Genomic DNA, 17,410 nt, shown 5'->3' on the forward strand with positions numbered 1-17,410 from the left:
ATGACGGTAGAGCAGTCGCTGATAGAGCCAGGTTCGGTCGTGGCGTTCATCAACCAGAAGGGCGGCAACGGGAAAACGACCAGCGCGGTGACGATCGGGGCGGTGTTGGCCGCGCGCGGGGTGCCCGTGACCCTGGTCGATGCGGACCCGCAGAACGGGTCGGCAACGGGGTGGTTGCCTCCGCAGTGGGACGACCACCCGGTGGACGAGCGGCGCGACCTGAGTCACGTGCTGCTGGGGGAGGTGGGTCTGGATGCCGCGACGTGGCCGACCACTGTCGCTGGCCTGGACATCGTGCCGTCGTTCAAGTCCTTGAAGTCCTTCGAGTTGCTAACTTCCCCCGGGCTGGACTACACGCTCCGGGAAGCCATCGAAGAGTCCACGCGCACGGTTGGGGTGTGGCTGCTGGATTGCCCGCCCAACCTCGACCAGATCACGGTCAACGCCTTGGTGGCGGCCGGGGTGATCGTGATCCCTGTCAGAGCTGGCGGACTGGACTTCCAGGGGGTCGAGGAACTCAACACGACGTTGGGGATCGTGCGCAAGCGCCTGCGTCCCGACCAGCGGACCGCGGCGGTACTGGTGACTGCTCGACAAAGCAGCGCACTAAGCACCATGGTCACCGAGCAGCTGTTGGCGGACTACCCGGATGCCTATCACGGGTCGATCCGAGCGACCGTGAGGGTTGGCGAAGCGCCCTTCGCCAACGAGCCGTTGACGACGTACGCCCCGGACGCGACTGCCACGAAGGACTACATCGACTTCACCGAGGTGCTGTTCGCGCCAGTACTGAAGGAGTACAGCCGTGCCGCCTAAGAAGGCGAAGTTCACAGTCGGTACGACAAAGAAAGAAGAGGTACGGCCCTCTGGGGGGCTCCTGAACGAGTTCATCCAGGATCAGCGGCTCTCAGCGGCGGGGCCTCCCACCAGCGCACCGATCAGCGATCTGGTGGGGAACCCGGAGAACCCGCGTGACGGCCTGGGCGACATCGAGGAGATGGCAGCCAGTCTGCGGTCACGGGGCCAGCTCCAGCCGGTCACCGTAGTGCCGCGTAGCGCGTATGTGGCGGTGCATCCCGAGCATGGGGACACTCTCGCGACTGCTCGCTATGTGGTGCTGCACGGCAACCGGCGCCTGGCGGCCGCGACTGCGGCCGGGCTCGACGCACTCCTGATTCACGTAGCCGGGTCGCCGGCGGACGCCAGCGAGATTCTGTCCAACGCGCTCGTGGAGAACGTCCACAGACTGGATTTGCAACCGCTGGAGGAGGCCCGGGCACTGCACAAGCTGCTGGAACTGCACGGCACGCAGGCGAAGGTCGCCGCTGAACTCGGTAAATCTCAGGGATGGGTGTCTCAGCGCCTCTCTCTGCTGAAGCTCACTCCGCCGCTGCAGAAAGAGCTGCAGGATGGCGACCTGACGGTGGAAGAGGCACGGTCGCTGGGCAAGCTGAAGCCGGATGAGCAGGTCAAGGCTCGCAGCCAGCAGGGGAGCGGGGGCAAAATATTACGGCGTAATAATTCGCCGCGACCAGCAGCGTCGGGGGGTGCTCCTGGGGAGAAGGAGGGCGGCACACCTAGTCCTCCTCCGGTTCCTGCTCCTGTGCAAGACGGTGGCGGGGTTGAGCAGTTGACGTTGGAGCTGCGGTGGGATGACCCGCAGATTGTGGCTGACGGCCTCTGGTACGGGCTTGGCGAAGAACGGTTCGCCGAGCTTGCGGAGGCGATGCTGACACGCCTGCCCTCCGCGAACGACTCCTGACAGCACACAGAAGGAGGGGCCCACAGCTGTTGCTGTGGGCCCCTCCTTCTTCCTATCTACTTGCAGTTCACGTGCTGCCAGTTACCTTGCGGGTCGGACGGGTCGTAGGACTGTCCGCAGACCTTGCAGTACGTGCCGTTGAGCAGGGGTGCCACCAGGTGACGCCAGCTCCAGCCGCGGAGCGTGTTCGTGGTCTGCTGGTACATAATGGGCTCGCTTCCTGTTGGGAGTGGCCCGGGGCGTCTCTTGGTCGTGGCTGCCTCGGGCCTTTGTCGTGTCTGGGGTCCTGCGGTCCAGCTCGTACTGGACGATTGGGGCGCCTCGGGTGAGGCGGTGGTGAGCCGCTGCTCTACCTCTCCAGTTCGTCGGCGCGCTCGGGCGTGCGCGGGGTGAGGGTGCGTGCGGGCCACTGGGGCGGGGAGTTCCGGAGCCCGATCTCGCGTTCCTGGTCGCGGGCCGTACGGTCGCGGGTCGGGCCGGTGAGGTCGGCGATCCGGGCGCGGCTGCGCATCGCGTTGACCTGTAGCTCGTGCGTCCTGCGCAAGGACTCGTTGACCTCGCGCACCCGCTGGTCGGCCTGGTGGGTGTGATAGCTCTCGCGGATCGTGGCGGTGTAGCGGGCTCCGCGCTGCCACGGCCACCGGGCCCGGGTTGCGGCGATGCGCTCGACAGCGGCCCGCGCCTCGGCAGTCTGGGCGGCCTGGGCGGCCTCGGCACGAGAGACGGTCAGGTTGGCCTGCTCGGCGTGGTTGATGTCGATCGTGGCGCGCTCGACGTTGACCAGGTCCTCGACGGTGGGCTCGACGATTCCGACGTCGTCGATGTGCCAGGTGTCCTCGGCCTCGCGCTGTGGTTCGCGGGGTTGCGGCGTGTCCTCTTGGGTGGAGGCCGGCTGCGCGGCCTCGGTCTCGGCGTCGCGTTCGGTGTCGGTTCGGGTGTGGAGAGCGGCCGCGGCGGTCTCGTGCTCAGCTCCTGCGCGCTGGGCCTCGCCCCTGGCCGCGTGGGCCAGTCGGGTCGCGTCACGGATCTCGCGGCGGATCTCGCGGCGCTGGGCGCGGGTGAGATCGCGGGTCTCCAGGCTGAGCTGGAGCAGAGCGGCGCGGCCGGTGAGCTCCTGGACGCTCTGGCTGTAGTAGAGCGCCTGGGCGGCGAGGTCGTCAACGTGGCGCTGCTCGGGCGTGCGGGGCACGGGCGGCTGGTGCATGAGGGCGGGGGCCTCGGCCTGGTCCCGGGCCGCGAGCCGTTCCAGCCGGGACCGGAGTCCTGCGGCGTACTTGCGGGCCTCGACGGCCCGGTGGTGGGCCACGGAGATTTGGGACTCGATCTGATCGCGCTCGATTTTGGACAGGCTGATCGGGTTCCTGTGCAGGCGGTCGCGCAGTTCTTCGGCGCGGCCACGGTGGGTGCGGTCCTCCCACACGCAGATCGCGAGCTCGTTCTTCAGTCGCTTCTCTTTGTCGGTCATCTTGTCGGTCATCGTGGGCCTTTCTGGGTGGGTGGGGCGCCCCGGGTGGGCGCCCCGACTCGGAGGTGGTTACAGGTCCTCGCCGCGCTCAGGTGGGCGGGGGGTACGTGCGGGCCGCTGGGGCTGGGAGTCCAGGGGGCTGATCTCTCGCTCGTGGGCGCGAGCCTCACGCTGGGGGGTCAGGAATCGGATCATGTCCTGGTGGCTGCGATGGTCTTCCTGTAGGCAATAGATCTGATCCAGCGCGTGGCTGGCGGCCTCGTGCTCCTGGCCGGCTCGGTGGGTGTGGTAGCCCGCGCGCACCGTGGCGGTGTAGCGGGCTTCGCGCTGCCACGGCCAACGGGCCCGGGTGGCGGCGTGGCGTTCGATGGCGGCCTGTGCCTGGGCGGCCTGGGCAGCCTGTTTGGCCTCGGTGCGGGAGACGGTGGTGGCGCAGATCTGCTTGTCGATGGCGGCGATCTGATCGCGGGTGAGGTTGACCAGCTCCGTGGTGGTGGGCTCGCTGTCTGTGGCCATCACCTGAGCGGGGGCGGGCTGCGGTTCGGCCTGGGTCTCGGCGACTCGATCGATCATGGTCGTGCGCTCGGCCCTGGCGGTCTGGGCCTCGCCCCTGGCGGTCTGGGCCAGACGTTCGGTCTCGTCGATCTCGCGGCGGATCTGGCGGCGCTGGGCGCGGGTGAGATCACCGGACTCCAGGCTGGCCTTCAGCAGAGCGACCCGACCAGTGAACTCCCGGGCGCTCTGGCTGAAATACAGCGCCCGGTTGCTGATTTCGTCGATGCGGCGCTGCTCACGTTGAGGAGGAACAGCGCGGGGCGTGTCGATGATGGGGCGGGATCGGATCCTCTCCCGTCGGTCGGTGACCATCCGCTGATAGGTCTGGGCGAGGATCTGCTCCTGATCGGCCGCGCGCTGAAGCCTCGCGCGTGCTTCCTCGGACAGGGACTCGGTGGTGAGCCGGTCGTGGAGTACGGTGGCGCGGCCGCCATGCAGCCTGAGCCTGGCCTCCGCGTCGGCGAGAAGCTGCGTCCAGTCAATCATCGTGGGCCTTTCTGGGTGGGTGGGGCGCCCCGGGTGGGCGCCCCGACTCGGAGTGGTTAACGGGCGGCGGTTGCGCGGTGGCGCTGGGCCGCGTTCTCCAGGCGCGTGACCTCGGCGCGGGCCTCGGCGATGAGACGGGTCTGGCCGGCGGCGATGTAGCGGTGGTAGTCGCCGCGCACGACGGCGGTGGCGTGGTCGCCGCGCCGGCGGGGCCAGGAACCGGCGCGGCGGCGGGCCCGGTCCTGGACGAGGGCCTGTTGCTGGGCGTCGATCGCGGCGGCCTCGGCCTCGGCGATGATTTCGGCCAACTGGGGGAGCCTGCGGTCGATCGCGGTCAGGCATTCGGCGGAGTACTCGGCGCTGCTGGTGGGTGCGGTGGTGCCGTCGTCGATGGTGTCGCCCTCGACGTCGAGCCGGTAGATACCGGGCGGCCACGACGGGCCAGCGGGGTTCAGCGGGGTGCGGTTGAACAGCCCCGAGCGGGGCTCACCTCCTCCCAGAGCCTCGTCGATCAGGTCCTCCAGCTCGCGGTGGGTGGCGACGGCCTCATCAGCGGCCGCGGTGGCCAGGCGCTGGTAGAACTCGGCCTCCCCTCGCGCCACCCGCACCTGGGCGGGGGCGAGTGCGTTGGTGAGGTTGTCGGCGTCCAGGCGGGCCGCGGCCGCGCACGCGCTGTGGGCGCTGGCCGCGCGGTTGTAGTGGGCGCGCCGCACCGACAGGTCGTCCAGGCGTTGCAGGGTGCTCATTGGGGTTACCTCCGGGTGTGGGCCAGCGTGGGCTGGGCCGGGTCGGATGCCGGCGTCCGGGCGACGTCGAGCAGTTGTTGCGTGACGGTGGGGGTGGCGCGGGGAGCGGGGACGCTACCGCGCACGGGCGGCGGGCGACCCTCGTTGTGGCGTTGCAGTTCGCGCACGCGCACCTCCCCGATGTCGTCGATCGCGGAGGAGGCCGCGTGCAGCATCTGGGTGGCGCTGCGGCGAGGATCGGCGGCGACCTCGCGCAGGGTGTGGCCAGCGCTGTGCAGGCGGGCGCGGGTCGCGCGGTCGCGCACCCCCCGCGCCAACACCTCCGGCGGGGCGGGCACCACCGGTTCGGCGATGGCCGCGCGCACCTGGACGGGGGTGGCTCCCTCGCGCCGGGCGGCCCACTCCACGGTCAGGGCGTCCACGGGAATACCCGCAGCCTGCATCTGGGTGGCGATCTCATAGATCCGGCGCGTGGCCGGGTCGGCGATGTCACGCGGCTCGACCTCCCGGCTGGCAGCAGGAAAGTGGCCGGGGGCGGTGATCAGCGCACCCACCAGTTCGGCCTCGGCACGACGACGCTCGGCCTCGTCGCCGGTGCGGTTGTCCTCGGGGGCGTAGGCGATGGCGTCGGCGGCCGGGGCGATGGCGGGCCCGGCCGCGGGGTCGGGCCCCACCAGATCCACCTCGACCTCGACCGCGTCCTCGGTCTCGGCGGGCGCGGGGAACCGCCGCTCCCGCTCCTGCTGGTGGTCGTTGACTCCGTCGATCTCGCCACGCATCGCCGGGGGCAGACGCGACCAGTAGGCGCGCATCCGCTCCACCTGGTCGCGCGCGTCGTGCACGTACTCGGCGCTGGTGGCCATCGTGGTGTCGTCGGTGCGCGCGCCCCGGTAGAGCTGCTCGGCGGTGTCGTGGGTGCGTCGGCGCATCGCGGCCTCGATGACCATCCCCGCGTAGCGCTGGGCGTGAGCGGGGTCGGGTGTGCTCTCGGCGATCTGCACCAGGTGAATCGCGTCCGGGCGCTGGGCCTGGGGCTCGTCGTCCTGGGCGGCGATCTGGGCGTGCACCGCGGCCAGGTCGGCGCGGTCGCCGCGGGCGGCGATCTGACAGATCGCCGCCCACACCCGCTGGTGGTAGGGGCGCTCCAGCAGCGCGCTGGACACGCCCCATGTCTCCACCGCGGTGTCGAGAAGACGGCGGCAGGGGGTGCCGGCCGCGTCCTGCTCGTCGGCCAGCACCGCTCCCAGCAGCGCCGCCTCCGCCCTGATGTGGGGCTCGGCGTGCTCGGGGTGGGTCATGGCTACAGCCAGACCCGCACGTCGGCTCCCAGCTCGGCCAGGTCACGCAGCCGCGCGGCCTCCTCGGGGGAGGGGGCGGGCAGCGGTTCCTGGCCCGGGCGGGTGACGGGCTCGACGTACACGTGAGCGCTCGGGGCATGGGTAAGCTGGGACATGGAAAAGCTCCTTCGCAAGGGCGTTTTTCTTGGGCCCGGGGCCGGCGCTGCAATCGCCAAACCTCGGGCCTTCTGCATCTACAGGTCGGGCTGCAATCCCGAACCTGGTGACCAGCATGCACCATCAAACTCATAACTTCAAGTTTTCAGAAGATTAGATGTTCAGAACTTATGAGGTATGGTGTTGGTGGAGGTGAACACGTGAACTCGACCAACTCTCATCACGGGTACCCATGACCGTCACAGTCGGAGTCGGGCATGAAGTTCGAAAGTTCGGCACTCTAGAGGGTGGAACTGGCCATCACAGAGTGGAGCCCCGACGGATGACAGATGACCAGCGGAGTCGCACCTACGAGCAGCGGGCAGGTAGGAGCACCCGACCGAAAACGGTGCCTATGTGGCCGGACCAATGGGATGCCCTCGGGCCTCCGGCAAGAGAACTGCAGGACGCCAAAACCATCGACGCGCCGCGCATCACAGAGAACACGCTGATCCGGGTGGCCATCGATGTCCTAGTCGAACACGCCGGCCTGCTCGCTGGCGAAACCGAGGACGAAATCAGAACCAGTCTGCTGAACGCACTCCGCGACCGGCAGTAAATCAGATCCCCGACCGGCGCACTCTCGCCAAAGAACCACGCCGACCGGGGGAGACCAGTTAGGAAACCGATCTTGATGTCCATCCTACGGCGGGGCTCGCGTGAGCCCGCTGAGCAGCCCGAACCGGCCACACACGACTCGGCCGAGTCGGCCGACTCTCGTGTTGAACGGGGTGTGCTCGAGCAGCGCACCGAGCAGGGCCCGACGGGGGAGCGCACCATCACGGTGTGGGGAGCGCGTCCCAAGCCCAAGATGAAGCCGCCGAAGGAAACCTCCTCGGACAGTGGCGGGGCCGACCTCGGTTACTGGGTCACGCTCGGCGTCGCGCTGATGCTGCTGGCTGGTGTTGCGATCGGTGCCATGTACGTGTCCTACTCCGCGCAGCACGTCTACACGATGATCTACAAGGGGGAAGGCGACGTCGCGAGGGTCGCGGCTCTGCTGTGGGACATCTCCGCGGTCACGTTCGCGGTCCTGGGCATGGCCACCGCTCTGGGAGGACGCTCTGCGCTGGGCGCCCGCCTGGGCAACTTGGCCTGCGTGGCGGCGTCGGTGCTCATGAACGTGGCCCAGGCCGACAACGACAAAAACCCGGCGAGCTTCCTGCTGCGGGATGGAACCGACTACGGGGCGATCCTGGTGTGGGCCGGCCCGGCTCTGCTGTACGCGGCCGCCTCTGACCTGCTCATCGTGGAGATCCAGAAGCGGATGATGCAGCGTCGTGGCCTGGGCGCCCCCATGACGATGTGGTCGATTGTGAGGCCGGTAGTCACAGCGATGCTGGGGTTCGCGGCCTGGCTGCTCCGGTTGGTGTTCTCCCCGAAGCAGACCATGTCGCTGTTTCGCCAGTGGGTGCTGGCGGAGGTGTCCTACGCTCCGGGCCGCTCGGCGGCTGGTGACCGTGCCCGGGAGGCCGAGCTGAAGGCCGGTGACGCTCAGGCCATCGCGGAACAGGTGCGCGAGGAAAGCGCCGCCGCGATCGCGGCGGCCGTGCGGCGTGCGGATGAACGGATCGCAGACTACGAGCTGCAGCGGGAGCGGGAACGGGAGGCGGCCGATCTCGCGGCGCAGGAGACGGCCGAACAGCGCGCGCGCCTCGACGCCGAGCGTGACGCGCAGATCCAGGACCTGTTGCAGGAGATGGCCGGCCTCAGGACTGAGAGCCAGCGCCTGACCTCTGAGGTGCGGGAGCAACGGCGGCGCGCGGATGAGCGCACCGAAGCCGAACAGCGCGCGGCCCTGCGTGCTCGCGAATCGGCCGCGACCGTGATCGCGCTGCAGCGCGACCTGCGGGGCCTGAAAGACCTGCTCGACCAGACCCGGGGACTGCTCTCGGGCAAGCAAAAAATTCGCGAGCTGTATGAGGACCTGCGCCGCGCGGGCGACCCGCGATATGGCGACACCACCTATGTGGATGTTCTCGCCGAGGAGATCTGCGGGGCGGCCGACCTGGACGGTGCGATCGCGCGTCGCTATCTACGCGAGATCGTGTCCGAAACTGGCCCGCACAACCGGGGTGTGATCGCTGGGACTCGCGAGACCATTGCGGTAGGAGGTACCCGGTGATCAGTGTGATTCAGGATGTGACAACGCGGAGCATGGTCGAGATCGACATGTTCGCGCACGGCGCCAGCGAGGTTTCGGACACGCCCCTGCCCCCCATGCCCTGGGACCTGGTCCCGGTTGAGTACCTGATCGGCGGTCTGGGGATCGCCGCGGTGGGCGGGGCCGTGGTGGGCATGGTGACGCGCGGACTGGGTGGGCAGCGCGCCTCGCGGCTGTCGCTGCGCTGGCGCGCCCGGTTGCGCCTGCACGCCGGTCCGGGTTTCGCCGGTGAATGGGACCTGTGGCGCGGCTACGGTCTACCGGCCGCCCGCGCGGTCGCGCGCACCACACGGCCCTCGCTGGGTTGGTGGCGGCGCCACTCCGGGCGGCACTGGTGGGAGTACGCCACCCGCATCGGGTGGGCGCACGGGTGGTTGAACCGCCGCCCGGTCTATGCCACGCAGGAACAGGTCGTGTTGACGTTTGCCGGACCTCGGCAGGGCAAGTCATCGGCTGCGGCGGGGAGGATCATCGACGCCCCGGGCTCGATCCTGGTGACCTCTATCCGTGATGACCTGATCGCCAACACGCTGGCCTGCCGCTCACAGGTGGGGCGGATCTTCGTGTGGAACCCCGAAGGACTCGGCCAGTACGGCAATACGTTGAGCTGGGACCCGGTGGCGGGGTGCACCGACACCATGGTCGCCGCGCGCCGCGCACGCTACATGGTCGAAGCCCAGTCGGGGGCCGGCCTGAGCGACGCAGCCTTCTGGAACGACCAGGCGTCGATGATCCTGAGCGGCTGTCTGCACGCGGCCGCGCTGGCCGGGTACGGCATGGACACCGTCTACCGGTGGGCCACCGGCTCCACCGCGCAGGCGCTGGGCATCCTGCGTCGTGCACGCGGGGCCAACCCCGCCGACGTCTCCACCTTGGCGCACTTCACCGAGCACATGGCCGAGCGCACGGCGTCCTCGGTCACCACCACGCTGGGGGGTGCGCTGCGGTTCATGACCAACCCCTCGATCGCTGAGATGCTGCGCCCGTCCCAGGACGGCCAGGGGTTCGACATCGCCGACTTCGTCAGCCCCGACCGCCGCGACACCCTCTACCTCGTCTCCGACGGCGCCGACTCCGTCACGCAGCCATTGTTCTCGGCGTTTGTCGCGGAGGTGGCCTACCAGGTGCGCCACATCGCGGCCTCGCGGCCAAGACGGCGCCTCGACCCTCCGCTGACGCTGGAACTCGACGAGATCGCCAACACCGTGCCCCTGCCGGTGCACCAGTGGGCGTCCTGGATGGGCGGGTGCGGAATCATGATGCACGTCTACGCCCAATCCTGGTCGCAGCTGGCGGAGCGCTACTCCGAGCAGAGTGTGGAAGCGCTGTGGGCGTGCGCGGGGGTAATCGTGATCCACGGCGGCACGGTGGAGGGGGCACTGCTGGAGAGAGTGCACCGGTTGGCCGGCACCACGACGGTCACCAGCTCCACCGGTACTCCGATGACCGCCACGTACAAGCGCACCGAGACCCAGGTTGACGTCGTGCCGCGCGGGTCGTTCCAGCTGCCCAAGTTCACGGCCGTGGTGCTGTGCGGGGGACTGCCGCCCACGCTGGTGCGCACCGAGAAGGTGTGGCGGCGGCGCGACGTGCGCCGCGCGGCGCGGCGGAGCGGGCCTCTGGAGCTGGCCGCGCCGCAGGTGCGGGTCGCCCCCGAGGTGGACCTCACCCTGCAGGAGGGCTACACCGCCCCCGCGCCCGTGGTGGATGAGCTGGGGGAGCGGCGCTCGGCACGCGACACCCAGCCGCTGGAGGTCGTCGAGCTGCGCGCACAGGAGGCAACCGGCACCGACACAGCGGCGGCAGCGGCGTCTACGGCTCCGCCGCTCCCCCCGAAACCGGGGGACGGCGGGCGGGTGGTTCCGCCGATTCCGCCACGTCCGCAGGTCGCTCCGCCGCTGCCGCCCCGACACACCAACAAGGGCGAAGAGGGATCGCGGCCTTGGCAGACCGGCCCCATGCCCTGGGACCGGCCCCGTGATGAGGATGAGGTCTGATGGATGAGCAGGAGATGCGGGCGCATCTCACCGGAGCCGCCCCCACCCGTGGGGGCGGCTCCGGCCGTGAGGAACAGGGGATGCTGACCGCGCTGTCGGTGGTGAGCACTGACCTGGGGCGGCTGCAGACCCGCCTCGACCACGACCTCACCGACCTGGCACGACAGCTGGCGGAGGTGCAAGAGCGCCAGGGGGAACAGGACACCGTCCTGGAGACGGTAGCGACGCTGAGCGCGCGCATCGACGCGATCCGCGCGGCACTGGAGACCCTGACCGGGGCCGACACCGAAGAGGAGGACGGCCAGTCCGCGCCGACGCAGCCCTTGGACTGGGCGGCGATGGATGAGGACACCCGCCACGAATGGCTCGTCGTCGTTGCCGACTGGCTCGGTGAGGAAGGGTTCACCTGGTGGCCGGCGTTGGAGACGGCCGTCCCGCCGTGCTGGTGGCAGCACAATCCGATGATCCGGCAGGTCAGCCTGCTGTTCACGGCCTACCAGCAGGCGTACAAAGCCCCCGACGAACAGCGCAAGGTGCACCACGAGCTCGATTTTCACCGGGTGATGACTGACACCACCAGCGCCATGTCCGCCCTGGTCAAAGCGCACCGGTGCCTGTCGAAGACAGCCGACCAGCCCCACGTGTTGAACTTGAGCACGGGGCGCACCGAGACGCTGGCGATCCGCACGGCCCGACAGCACCACGACCGCGACCAGGCTCTGGATGAGCTCGTGCGGCTGTCTGCGCTCTCCAGCCAGGAGGGGGAGCCCGAAGAGGTCCGTGACCGGGCGGCGGTCCGGTTCCACGAGCTGATGGACCAGGCCGGCCTGACCGAGCAGGACTACCAGGACCACTGGGCGAAGAAACACGGCTGACCAACACACGAGGAAGGCGGGGCGCACCGGTCGATGCGCCCCGCCTTCGTGTTGGTCAGGCTGTGCCCAGGTCCCCGGCCGGGGGGTCGTCGGTCTCGCACTGCAGCCACATGAGGGTGTGGTGGGCGCCGATGACGTAGTCGCGGTGACGGGGAACGGGATGGTCGATGCCCTCCAGCACCTGGCCGTAGATCACGCGCTGGGCAATGACCTCTTCGCCATAAAGATCGTCACACAGCGGCGGCCAGTTCTCCGGCATCTCCCCGCTGACCGGTCCGGTGCGGGTCTGGGTCTCGCCAAAGGCCCATGCGATCGTCTCGGCGATGCCGTCGGTGAACGGGTCACCGGGGGGTTTGGCCGCGATCTCGAACCGCACCTTTCGCACGGCCTCGGGGTCGCGCACCGGTGGCATAGCCGAGATCGCCTCGTCCTCGTTGATGTCCAGGACGGTGTGGGAGCCGCGGGGGCCGTTGAGGCGGCGCACCAGATCTTGGAGTTCCTGTGGAGTCAGCTCTCGTCGCGGAGTCAGCACTCCCTCGGGGATGGGCTCTCGGTCTTTCAGCGGGATGAGCCACGCGGGCCGCGAATCGCTGGTCATGACAGCCACCCTAGCCCGGGCTAGATTCCTCTACCCAGTCCTCGGCCGCGCTCGGGCGCGGGGGGACGGTAGCTGCTGCGGGGGGACGGGGGCGGACGCTGGGCCGTGGCCTGGGCGCGGCGTTCCAGTTCCTCGGCCTCTCGTCGGGCCAACTGGTCCTGGTAGCGCTCCTGGTCGCGGTCGCGCTGGCGCTCCACGGGGGTGGGCTCACCACCGTGGTCACGGCCGACCCTCTCCGCCTGTGCCTGTGCCTGGGCTTCGGCGCGTTGGGTGAGGATGGCGTGGGCCTGGACAGCGGCCTCCAGGGCGCTGCGCAGCACCGCATCACCCATGGCGGGTTCGGGCGCGAGGGCCAGGTCCAGCTGCGGCTGCTCGACCACGACCTCCGCAGGCTCGGCCTCGACGGGGTCTGTCTCGGGGGCGGGGCGCTCGCGCAGGCCCCTCCTCTCGTGGCCGGGTTCGGGGAACAACTCCTCCTGCCCTCGGATCGTCTCGGGCTCGGCGTGGTCCTGGTCGTCGACCTGGACCTCGGTCTGGGGTGGTGTGGGGGTGTGCAGGGGCGGCAGATCCAGGTCACGGTGGCGGCGGTGCAGCTCGGCGTCGGCGTGCATCGCCAGCTCGCGGGCGGGCTGGGTCGCGGTGTGCCACGCCACCCGCTGCTGGTGGACCTGGGCCAGCTGGTCGCGGCGCTGGGCAGCGGCCTCGGCGAGTGTGTCGTTGGCGCGGGCGCGCTCGGTCAGTGCGGCGCGCTCGTCCTCGTCGGCGGCCATGGTCGCCTGGGCGCGCAGGCGCACGGCCTCGGCCGCCCGGTCGGCGGCCTCGATGGCGGCGCCCCGATGGTCCTGGGCCAGGTGCGGGGGCGCCCAACGGGCCTCGCGCTCGTACTGCGCGCGCCACACCCACAGCTGGCCGTCGCTGGCCTCGTCGATGTCGCGCTCGGTGGACGTGCGCCCCAACGCGGCCGCGGCGGCGTTGTAGGCGGCGCGCTGCTCGGGGGAGGTCCGTTCCGGCGCCACACCGAGCAATTGGCCGGTGACCACGTCGGGGTTGCCGTACTGCTCGCGGTAGGACATGACCAGGCCGGCGCGCTCTTGCCACTCGGTGCGCGCCATGATCTCGGCCGGCACCTCACCCAACCGCTCCACCAACCAACTCGGCGAGTCGGCGGCGGCCTGCTCTCCCAGGGTCTGCACGCGCTGGTCCATGTGCTCGGCCACGTCACGCACGAACTCGTTGAGGTCGGGGTTGGGCAGGTGGGGGGTGAGTGCGCTCCAGCGGGTGGCGATCGCCTCACCGGTCCCGATCGCGCGCTCGATCCGGGCCGAAAGGACCTGCCCGACGCTGCGGACCCGTCCCCATCCACGGCCGGTGACCTGGCCCAGCAGCCCGTTCATGTCGTGGCCGGCGATGACGGCCCGGCGCACAGCGGTCATCACGCTGCCGCGCGCGGGGTCGGCGGACAGACGCTCGTGCACGTCGGCCGGCAACATCTCCTGCAGCAGTTCTGAAGTCTGGTCGGCGAGCTGGTCCTTGACCACCGACTGCCACATCGACCCCAGGTGGGCCATGTGGGTGACCCGCTCGGCCTCCAGCCGCTGGTGCTCGGTCGCGGTCTGGTCGGCCTGGTCGGTGGCCAAGATGTCGGCGAGCACCCCCAGGGGGTCGCGCGTCACGGTGGGCGCGGCCTCATCCACGGCGGTCAGGGAGCTGACCGTGGCGGTCAGCTCGTCGTCCGCGACGGTTCGGGGGTCGGTGGAAGTGGTCGCGTCGGTCTGGTCGATAGGCTCAATGCCGGGCAGCAACTGCTGCCCGCCGATGCGCTCAGGCGTCTGGGCGGGGGTGGTCTCGGGGGTCTGATCCGCCACGGTCTCCGGGCTGACCGTGGCGGTCAGAGGGTTGACCGTCGCGGTCAGCTCGTCGTCCACAGCGGATTGGCGGGGCACCGACTCGGGGCGAAGGTCGGCAACCTCGGACTCGGTGATCACCCACGCGACGTTCGTCTCGCGGCCGCGGGTCAGCTCCACGTACGCCATCTGGCGGGCCATGCCCTCCTCGATCACGGCGTGGCAGGTGTCCACAGTGCGTCCCTGCGCCGAGTGCGCCGTCCCCGCGTAGGAAAGCTCGACGCTCCTTTTCACGTACCTGGCAGGGATTTCGACGTGCTCCCCGGGGATGCCGTCCTGGTTCAGGAGGCGCGCGGTGATGCTCCCGTTCGCGTTGACCCGCATGACTTCGAGCACGTCGCGGTTGGTGAGCTGACGTTTACGGTCGCCGATCCTAATCTTGCGGTCGTTCTCGCGGGCGGCGACCAGGTCGCCGGCCCCGGCCCTGTTGTTGTCGCGCAGGGAGACAGTCGAGCTGTCGTCAACCTGCCCCAGCTCGACCAGACCCTCACGGACCTGCGCCGACAGCTCGACGGCGCGCGGGTTGGTCGCGGTCAACAGCAGCGACCTCTTACCGGCCAGGTGGTCGGCCAGGTAGGCGTCGCGCGCCGCGCTCTCCATCTCCTCCCGGGTGCCGCCGCGGATCCGGCCGTGCCGGTCGTACTCGGCCAGCACGTCCTCATCACCCGCGCGCAGGCGCACACTCGCCTCACGCTCCCACTCCGCGCGGAACCTCCGGACCTGGGTGAGCTGGTAGGAGCCCTGCTCAGCCACCAGGTGACGCATGAGACCGCCCGCGCCCGGCGCCGACAGCTGCTCGCTGTCGCCGGTCAGAACCACCTTGGCACCGGCCTGGGCGGCCAGGTCGGCGATGCGGGTCATGATCTCGTTGGTCACCATGGACGCCTCGTCCACGATGACCAGCTGTCCTGGCTGCAGGGCCGTTCGGCCTTCGTCGATGGATTTGAGCCAGCGCGTGGTGTTGTAGGCGGTGTCCAGGCCCTCGTCAGCCAAGACGTAGGCCGCGTTCTGGGCGGTGGTCAGCCCGATGACGGTGGACCCGGTCTGCTCACGCCACAGATCCGCCGCACGCGCCACCGTGAACGACTTGCCGGTGCCCGCGTAGCCCTCCAACACATCGATCTGACGACCACTGGACAGAATCCCGTAGACCGCCGCGACCTGATCAGACGCGAGATTGTAGGCGTATTTCTCGCTTACCACGGTGGTCAGCGGGCTGACCGTGGCGGTCAGGAACCTGTCCACGGCGGTCAGCTCGCTGACCGTCGCGGATTCACCCGGTGAACCGACGGCCACCTCCTCGACCGTCGCCGACCGCTCGCCGGAGGTCAACGAACCGTCGTCAACCGTCTCGGTCTCCGGGCTGACCGTGGCGGTCAGCCCATCGACCGCCACGGTCAGGCGCTCCACACCGGGGGCGTAGCCCAGACGCTCGGCCAACACCTCAGGCTGAATCGCCGGCGCACCACTGGCGGCCGCACCGTGGACGAACCGAGCCTCCAGGTCCAGCTCCTCGGGCGTGGTCCACCGCTCACCGGTGGGGTCACGGAAAACCGAGGACCCATCGGCGCGCTGCAGCACCGCGGGGATCGCGACCACGTCGGGCAGGCTCAGGCACAGAACCCGCCGTGCGGCGGGTTTGAGTGCCTCGTCGCGGATCTGGACCAGCAACGCCCTGACCCGGGCCGCAGACAGGCCACCCAGCGAGGCGGGAAGGTGGCGGGAGATGTGACGGGTGAGCTCGTAACGGGTGAATGTCGCGGTTTCCTTCTGAGCGTCGGCCAGGGCCGCTGAAATGACCCGGTCCAGGTCCAGCTCGGCGACCTCGGCCGCCGCGCGCTCCTTGTCCTCGTTGCCCAAGCGGAACAGGGCGCGCTTGGGGATGGCCAGCAGCGACGCGATCTCGGAACGGATCGTGCGCTGCTCCCACGCCGCCAACTCCTCGGCCTGAGAAGGCACCACCGCTGCCTTGGTCTTGGCGGTCTTGGTGTCCTTGGTGGCCTGCTGGCTCAACAGGAACAGCACCCGGGCACTGGGGCTGATCCCGTGCTTGGTCTCATAGGCCGCGACCAGCTCCTCCAACCGGGAGGTCACCTCCACACGCCGCGTGCTGAACTCGGCGATCTGGTCAGCGCTCACACCTTCGACCTCCCAGCCCTGACCATCGGCGCGCTGGATCCACCGCACCCCCAGACGGGCGGTGAGCTGCTCCATGAGAGTGCGCTCAGCGATCGCGCTGACCTGGCTGCGCAGCCGGTAGACGGCCTGACCGTCCAGGGACCGCCACTGCCCGTCCGCGCAGAGCTGGCGGTTGAGGATCGCGTTGTGGATGTGCAGCTGGGGGTCGCCGTTGCGGTTCGTGTGCTGGAAAAAAGACGCGGTGACCCATCCGCCGGCCGGTGCCCAACGGCCCGTGGTCACGCCGTTGACCCGCTTGCCGTGGTAGCCCACCCGGGCCCACCCCGCCACCTCGCACGCCTCGTCGATACCGGCCTTGGCCGCGGCCTTGACGGTGTCCTCCAGGATGGTCGCGGCCTCGCGCGCGGCCTCGGCCCGACCCAGGTCGCCGGCCTCACTCGCCTCGCGCACCGTGGCCAGCAGACCCGCGTGCAACAGCGTGACCGATTTGACCGGAGAAAAGGTCAAATCAAAGAACTTCACGGCCTGGCGGGTGTCTTTCTGCGCCTGGATGCGCAGCTCCTCGCGGCGCTCCTCAGTGGCCTCGGGCTCCGACGCCAAAAGCTTCGCGTAGTTTTCCTCGAAAGAGGCGTACCTGCCGATCTTTCGACCCAACCGCGCCTTGTCCTTATCGGGGACCGAGTCGTCCAAAAGAGCGGGGTCGCGCGGGTCGAGAAACTGGTCGAACACCTTGTGCATGACGCGCGGGTCAACCTCAGTCCCCGGGGTCAAACCCAGCGCGGCCGCACCCTTGCCGCCCCAATAGCCGGGCGGCTCGCCGTGCTCGCGCACTGCCGACAAGTAGTAATTCTCAGCACCGGCGGACACGCCCTTGGTGAGGTAGTCGGAGCTGAACCCCTTGCCGACCGTGAACAACCCCAACCACCCCCTTCCTCGTACACGCGTTCGAGCCAACCTCGACCCTGCGCCACCCAGCATACCAAGATCATTAAAGAATGCATCGGTGTGAGGATGAGGGGAGTCGGGGCAGGTGGACAGAGGTTGAGACAGAGGAGGGAAGCAAGAGCGAGAGGGGAGCACGGGGTTGACAGGTGAGGAGGGTTGGACAGGGGCTCGGTCAGAGCACGGCAAGGGAGTCATGAAAAACTACCGGGTGGTACCGTCGAAAAACCCGTCCACTAAGCTCGCAAAAACAATTCGACGGAACACCCCCGCGCCACGCGCGG

14 protein-coding genes are annotated in these 17,410 nt (G+C 69.4%); 6 read left to right on the plus strand and 8 right to left on the minus strand.

Annotated elements, in window-relative coordinates:
- Together AC0VYP_RS24315 and AC0VYP_RS24320 are read left to right on the plus strand one after the other, a co-directional pair.
- On the plus strand, positions 1-816 hold the full coding sequence (locus AC0VYP_RS24315) for a ParA family protein (RefSeq protein WP_475474427.1): 816 nt from the start codon (positions 1-3) through the stop codon (positions 814-816).
- Complete coding sequence (locus tag AC0VYP_RS24320; RefSeq protein WP_475474428.1) at positions 806-1,762, plus strand: ParB/RepB/Spo0J family partition protein; 957 nt, start codon at positions 806-808, stop codon at positions 1,760-1,762. Before AC0VYP_RS24315 ends, AC0VYP_RS24320 begins: the two co-directional genes overlap by 11 nt.
- 56 nt (positions 1,763-1,818) lie before the next feature.
- Here the strand turns inward: AC0VYP_RS24320 and AC0VYP_RS24325 are convergent, their stop codons facing one another.
- The 6 genes from AC0VYP_RS24325 to AC0VYP_RS24350 form a co-directional block, all read right to left on the minus strand.
- Positions 1,819-1,968, minus strand: coding sequence for a hypothetical protein (locus tag AC0VYP_RS24325; protein ID WP_475474429.1), 150 nt, complete (start codon positions 1,966-1,968; stop codon positions 1,819-1,821).
- Between the two features lie 143 nt (positions 1,969-2,111).
- Positions 2,112-3,239, minus strand: a complete 1,128-nt coding sequence (locus AC0VYP_RS24330; protein ID WP_475474430.1) for a hypothetical protein — start codon at positions 3,237-3,239, stop codon at positions 2,112-2,114.
- Positions 3,240-3,296: 57 nt separating this feature from the next.
- Positions 3,297-4,268 (minus strand): hypothetical protein, encoded by a 972-nt coding sequence (locus AC0VYP_RS24335; protein WP_475474431.1) that lies wholly within the window; start codon positions 4,266-4,268, stop codon positions 3,297-3,299.
- Between the two features lie 56 nt (positions 4,269-4,324).
- On the minus strand, positions 4,325-5,014 hold the full coding sequence (locus tag AC0VYP_RS24340; protein ID WP_475474432.1) for a hypothetical protein: 690 nt from the start codon (positions 5,012-5,014) through the stop codon (positions 4,325-4,327).
- Positions 5,015-5,019: 5 nt separating this feature from the next.
- Complete coding sequence (locus tag AC0VYP_RS24345) at positions 5,020-6,312, minus strand: DnaB-like helicase N-terminal domain-containing protein (RefSeq protein ID WP_475474433.1); 1,293 nt, start codon at positions 6,310-6,312, stop codon at positions 5,020-5,022.
- A gap of 2 nt (positions 6,313-6,314) precedes the next feature.
- A complete protein-coding gene (locus tag AC0VYP_RS24350) occupies positions 6,315-6,467 on the minus strand; it encodes a hypothetical protein (protein WP_475474435.1) in 153 nt (50 codons plus the stop codon).
- Positions 6,468-6,790: 323 nt separating this feature from the next.
- Here AC0VYP_RS24350 and AC0VYP_RS24355 point away from each other — a divergent pair, with 323 nt between their 5' ends.
- The 4 genes from AC0VYP_RS24355 (at position 6,791) to AC0VYP_RS24370 (ending at position 11,543) form a co-directional block, all read left to right on the plus strand.
- A complete protein-coding gene (locus AC0VYP_RS24355; protein ID WP_475474437.1) occupies positions 6,791-7,066 on the plus strand; it encodes a hypothetical protein in 276 nt (91 codons plus the stop codon).
- Between the two features lie 174 nt (positions 7,067-7,240).
- Complete coding sequence (locus AC0VYP_RS24360; protein ID WP_475474439.1) at positions 7,241-8,632, plus strand: DUF2637 domain-containing protein; 1,392 nt, start codon at positions 7,241-7,243, stop codon at positions 8,630-8,632.
- Positions 8,629-10,668, plus strand: coding sequence for a type IV secretory system conjugative DNA transfer family protein (locus AC0VYP_RS24365; protein ID WP_475474441.1), 2,040 nt, complete (start codon positions 8,629-8,631; stop codon positions 10,666-10,668). The genes AC0VYP_RS24360 and AC0VYP_RS24365 overlap by 4 nt, the downstream gene beginning before the upstream one ends.
- Positions 10,668-11,543, plus strand: a complete 876-nt coding sequence (locus AC0VYP_RS24370) for a hypothetical protein (protein ID WP_475474443.1) — start codon at positions 10,668-10,670, stop codon at positions 11,541-11,543. The genes AC0VYP_RS24365 and AC0VYP_RS24370 overlap by 1 nt, the downstream gene beginning before the upstream one ends.
- Before the next feature lie 55 nt (positions 11,544-11,598).
- On the opposite strand, the gene AC0VYP_RS24375 is transcribed toward AC0VYP_RS24370, so the two are convergent.
- Positions 11,599-12,141: a hypothetical protein gene (locus AC0VYP_RS24375; RefSeq protein WP_475474444.1), complete on the minus strand. Its 543-nt coding sequence runs from the start codon at positions 12,139-12,141 to the stop codon at positions 11,599-11,601.
- Between the two features lie 20 nt (positions 12,142-12,161).
- Positions 12,162-17,105 (minus strand): MobF family relaxase, encoded by a 4,944-nt coding sequence (mobF, locus tag AC0VYP_RS24380; protein WP_475474446.1) that lies wholly within the window; start codon positions 17,103-17,105, stop codon positions 12,162-12,164.
- Between the last annotated feature and the right edge of the window lie 305 nt (positions 17,106-17,410).

Source organism: Nocardiopsis sp. iso_186, assembly GCF_056173365.1.

Excerpts from the sequence above, each read along its gene's own strand:
- AC0VYP_RS24315 (WP_475474427.1), top strand. The coding sequence starts at position 1 with ATGACGGTAGAGCAGTCGCTGATAGAGCCAGGTTCGGTCGTGGCGTTC.
- AC0VYP_RS24325 (WP_475474429.1), bottom strand. The coding sequence starts at position 1,968 with ATGTACCAGCAGACCACGAACACGCTCCGCGGCTGGAGCTGGCGTCAC.
- AC0VYP_RS24330 (WP_475474430.1), bottom strand. The coding sequence starts at position 3,239 with ATGACCGACAAGATGACCGACAAAGAGAAGCGACTGAAGAACGAGCTC.
- AC0VYP_RS24335 (WP_475474431.1), bottom strand. The coding sequence starts at position 4,268 with ATGATTGACTGGACGCAGCTTCTCGCCGACGCGGAGGCCAGGCTCAGG.
- AC0VYP_RS24340 (WP_475474432.1), bottom strand. The coding sequence starts at position 5,014 with ATGAGCACCCTGCAACGCCTGGACGACCTGTCGGTGCGGCGCGCCCAC.
- AC0VYP_RS24345 (WP_475474433.1), bottom strand. The coding sequence starts at position 6,312 with ATGACCCACCCCGAGCACGCCGAGCCCCACATCAGGGCGGAGGCGGCG.
- AC0VYP_RS24350 (WP_475474435.1), bottom strand. The coding sequence starts at position 6,467 with ATGTCCCAGCTTACCCATGCCCCGAGCGCTCACGTGTACGTCGAGCCC.
- AC0VYP_RS24355 (WP_475474437.1), top strand. The coding sequence starts at position 6,791 with ATGACAGATGACCAGCGGAGTCGCACCTACGAGCAGCGGGCAGGTAGG.
- AC0VYP_RS24370 (WP_475474443.1), top strand. The coding sequence starts at position 10,668 with ATGGATGAGCAGGAGATGCGGGCGCATCTCACCGGAGCCGCCCCCACC.
- AC0VYP_RS24375 (WP_475474444.1), bottom strand. The coding sequence starts at position 12,141 with ATGACCAGCGATTCGCGGCCCGCGTGGCTCATCCCGCTGAAAGACCGA.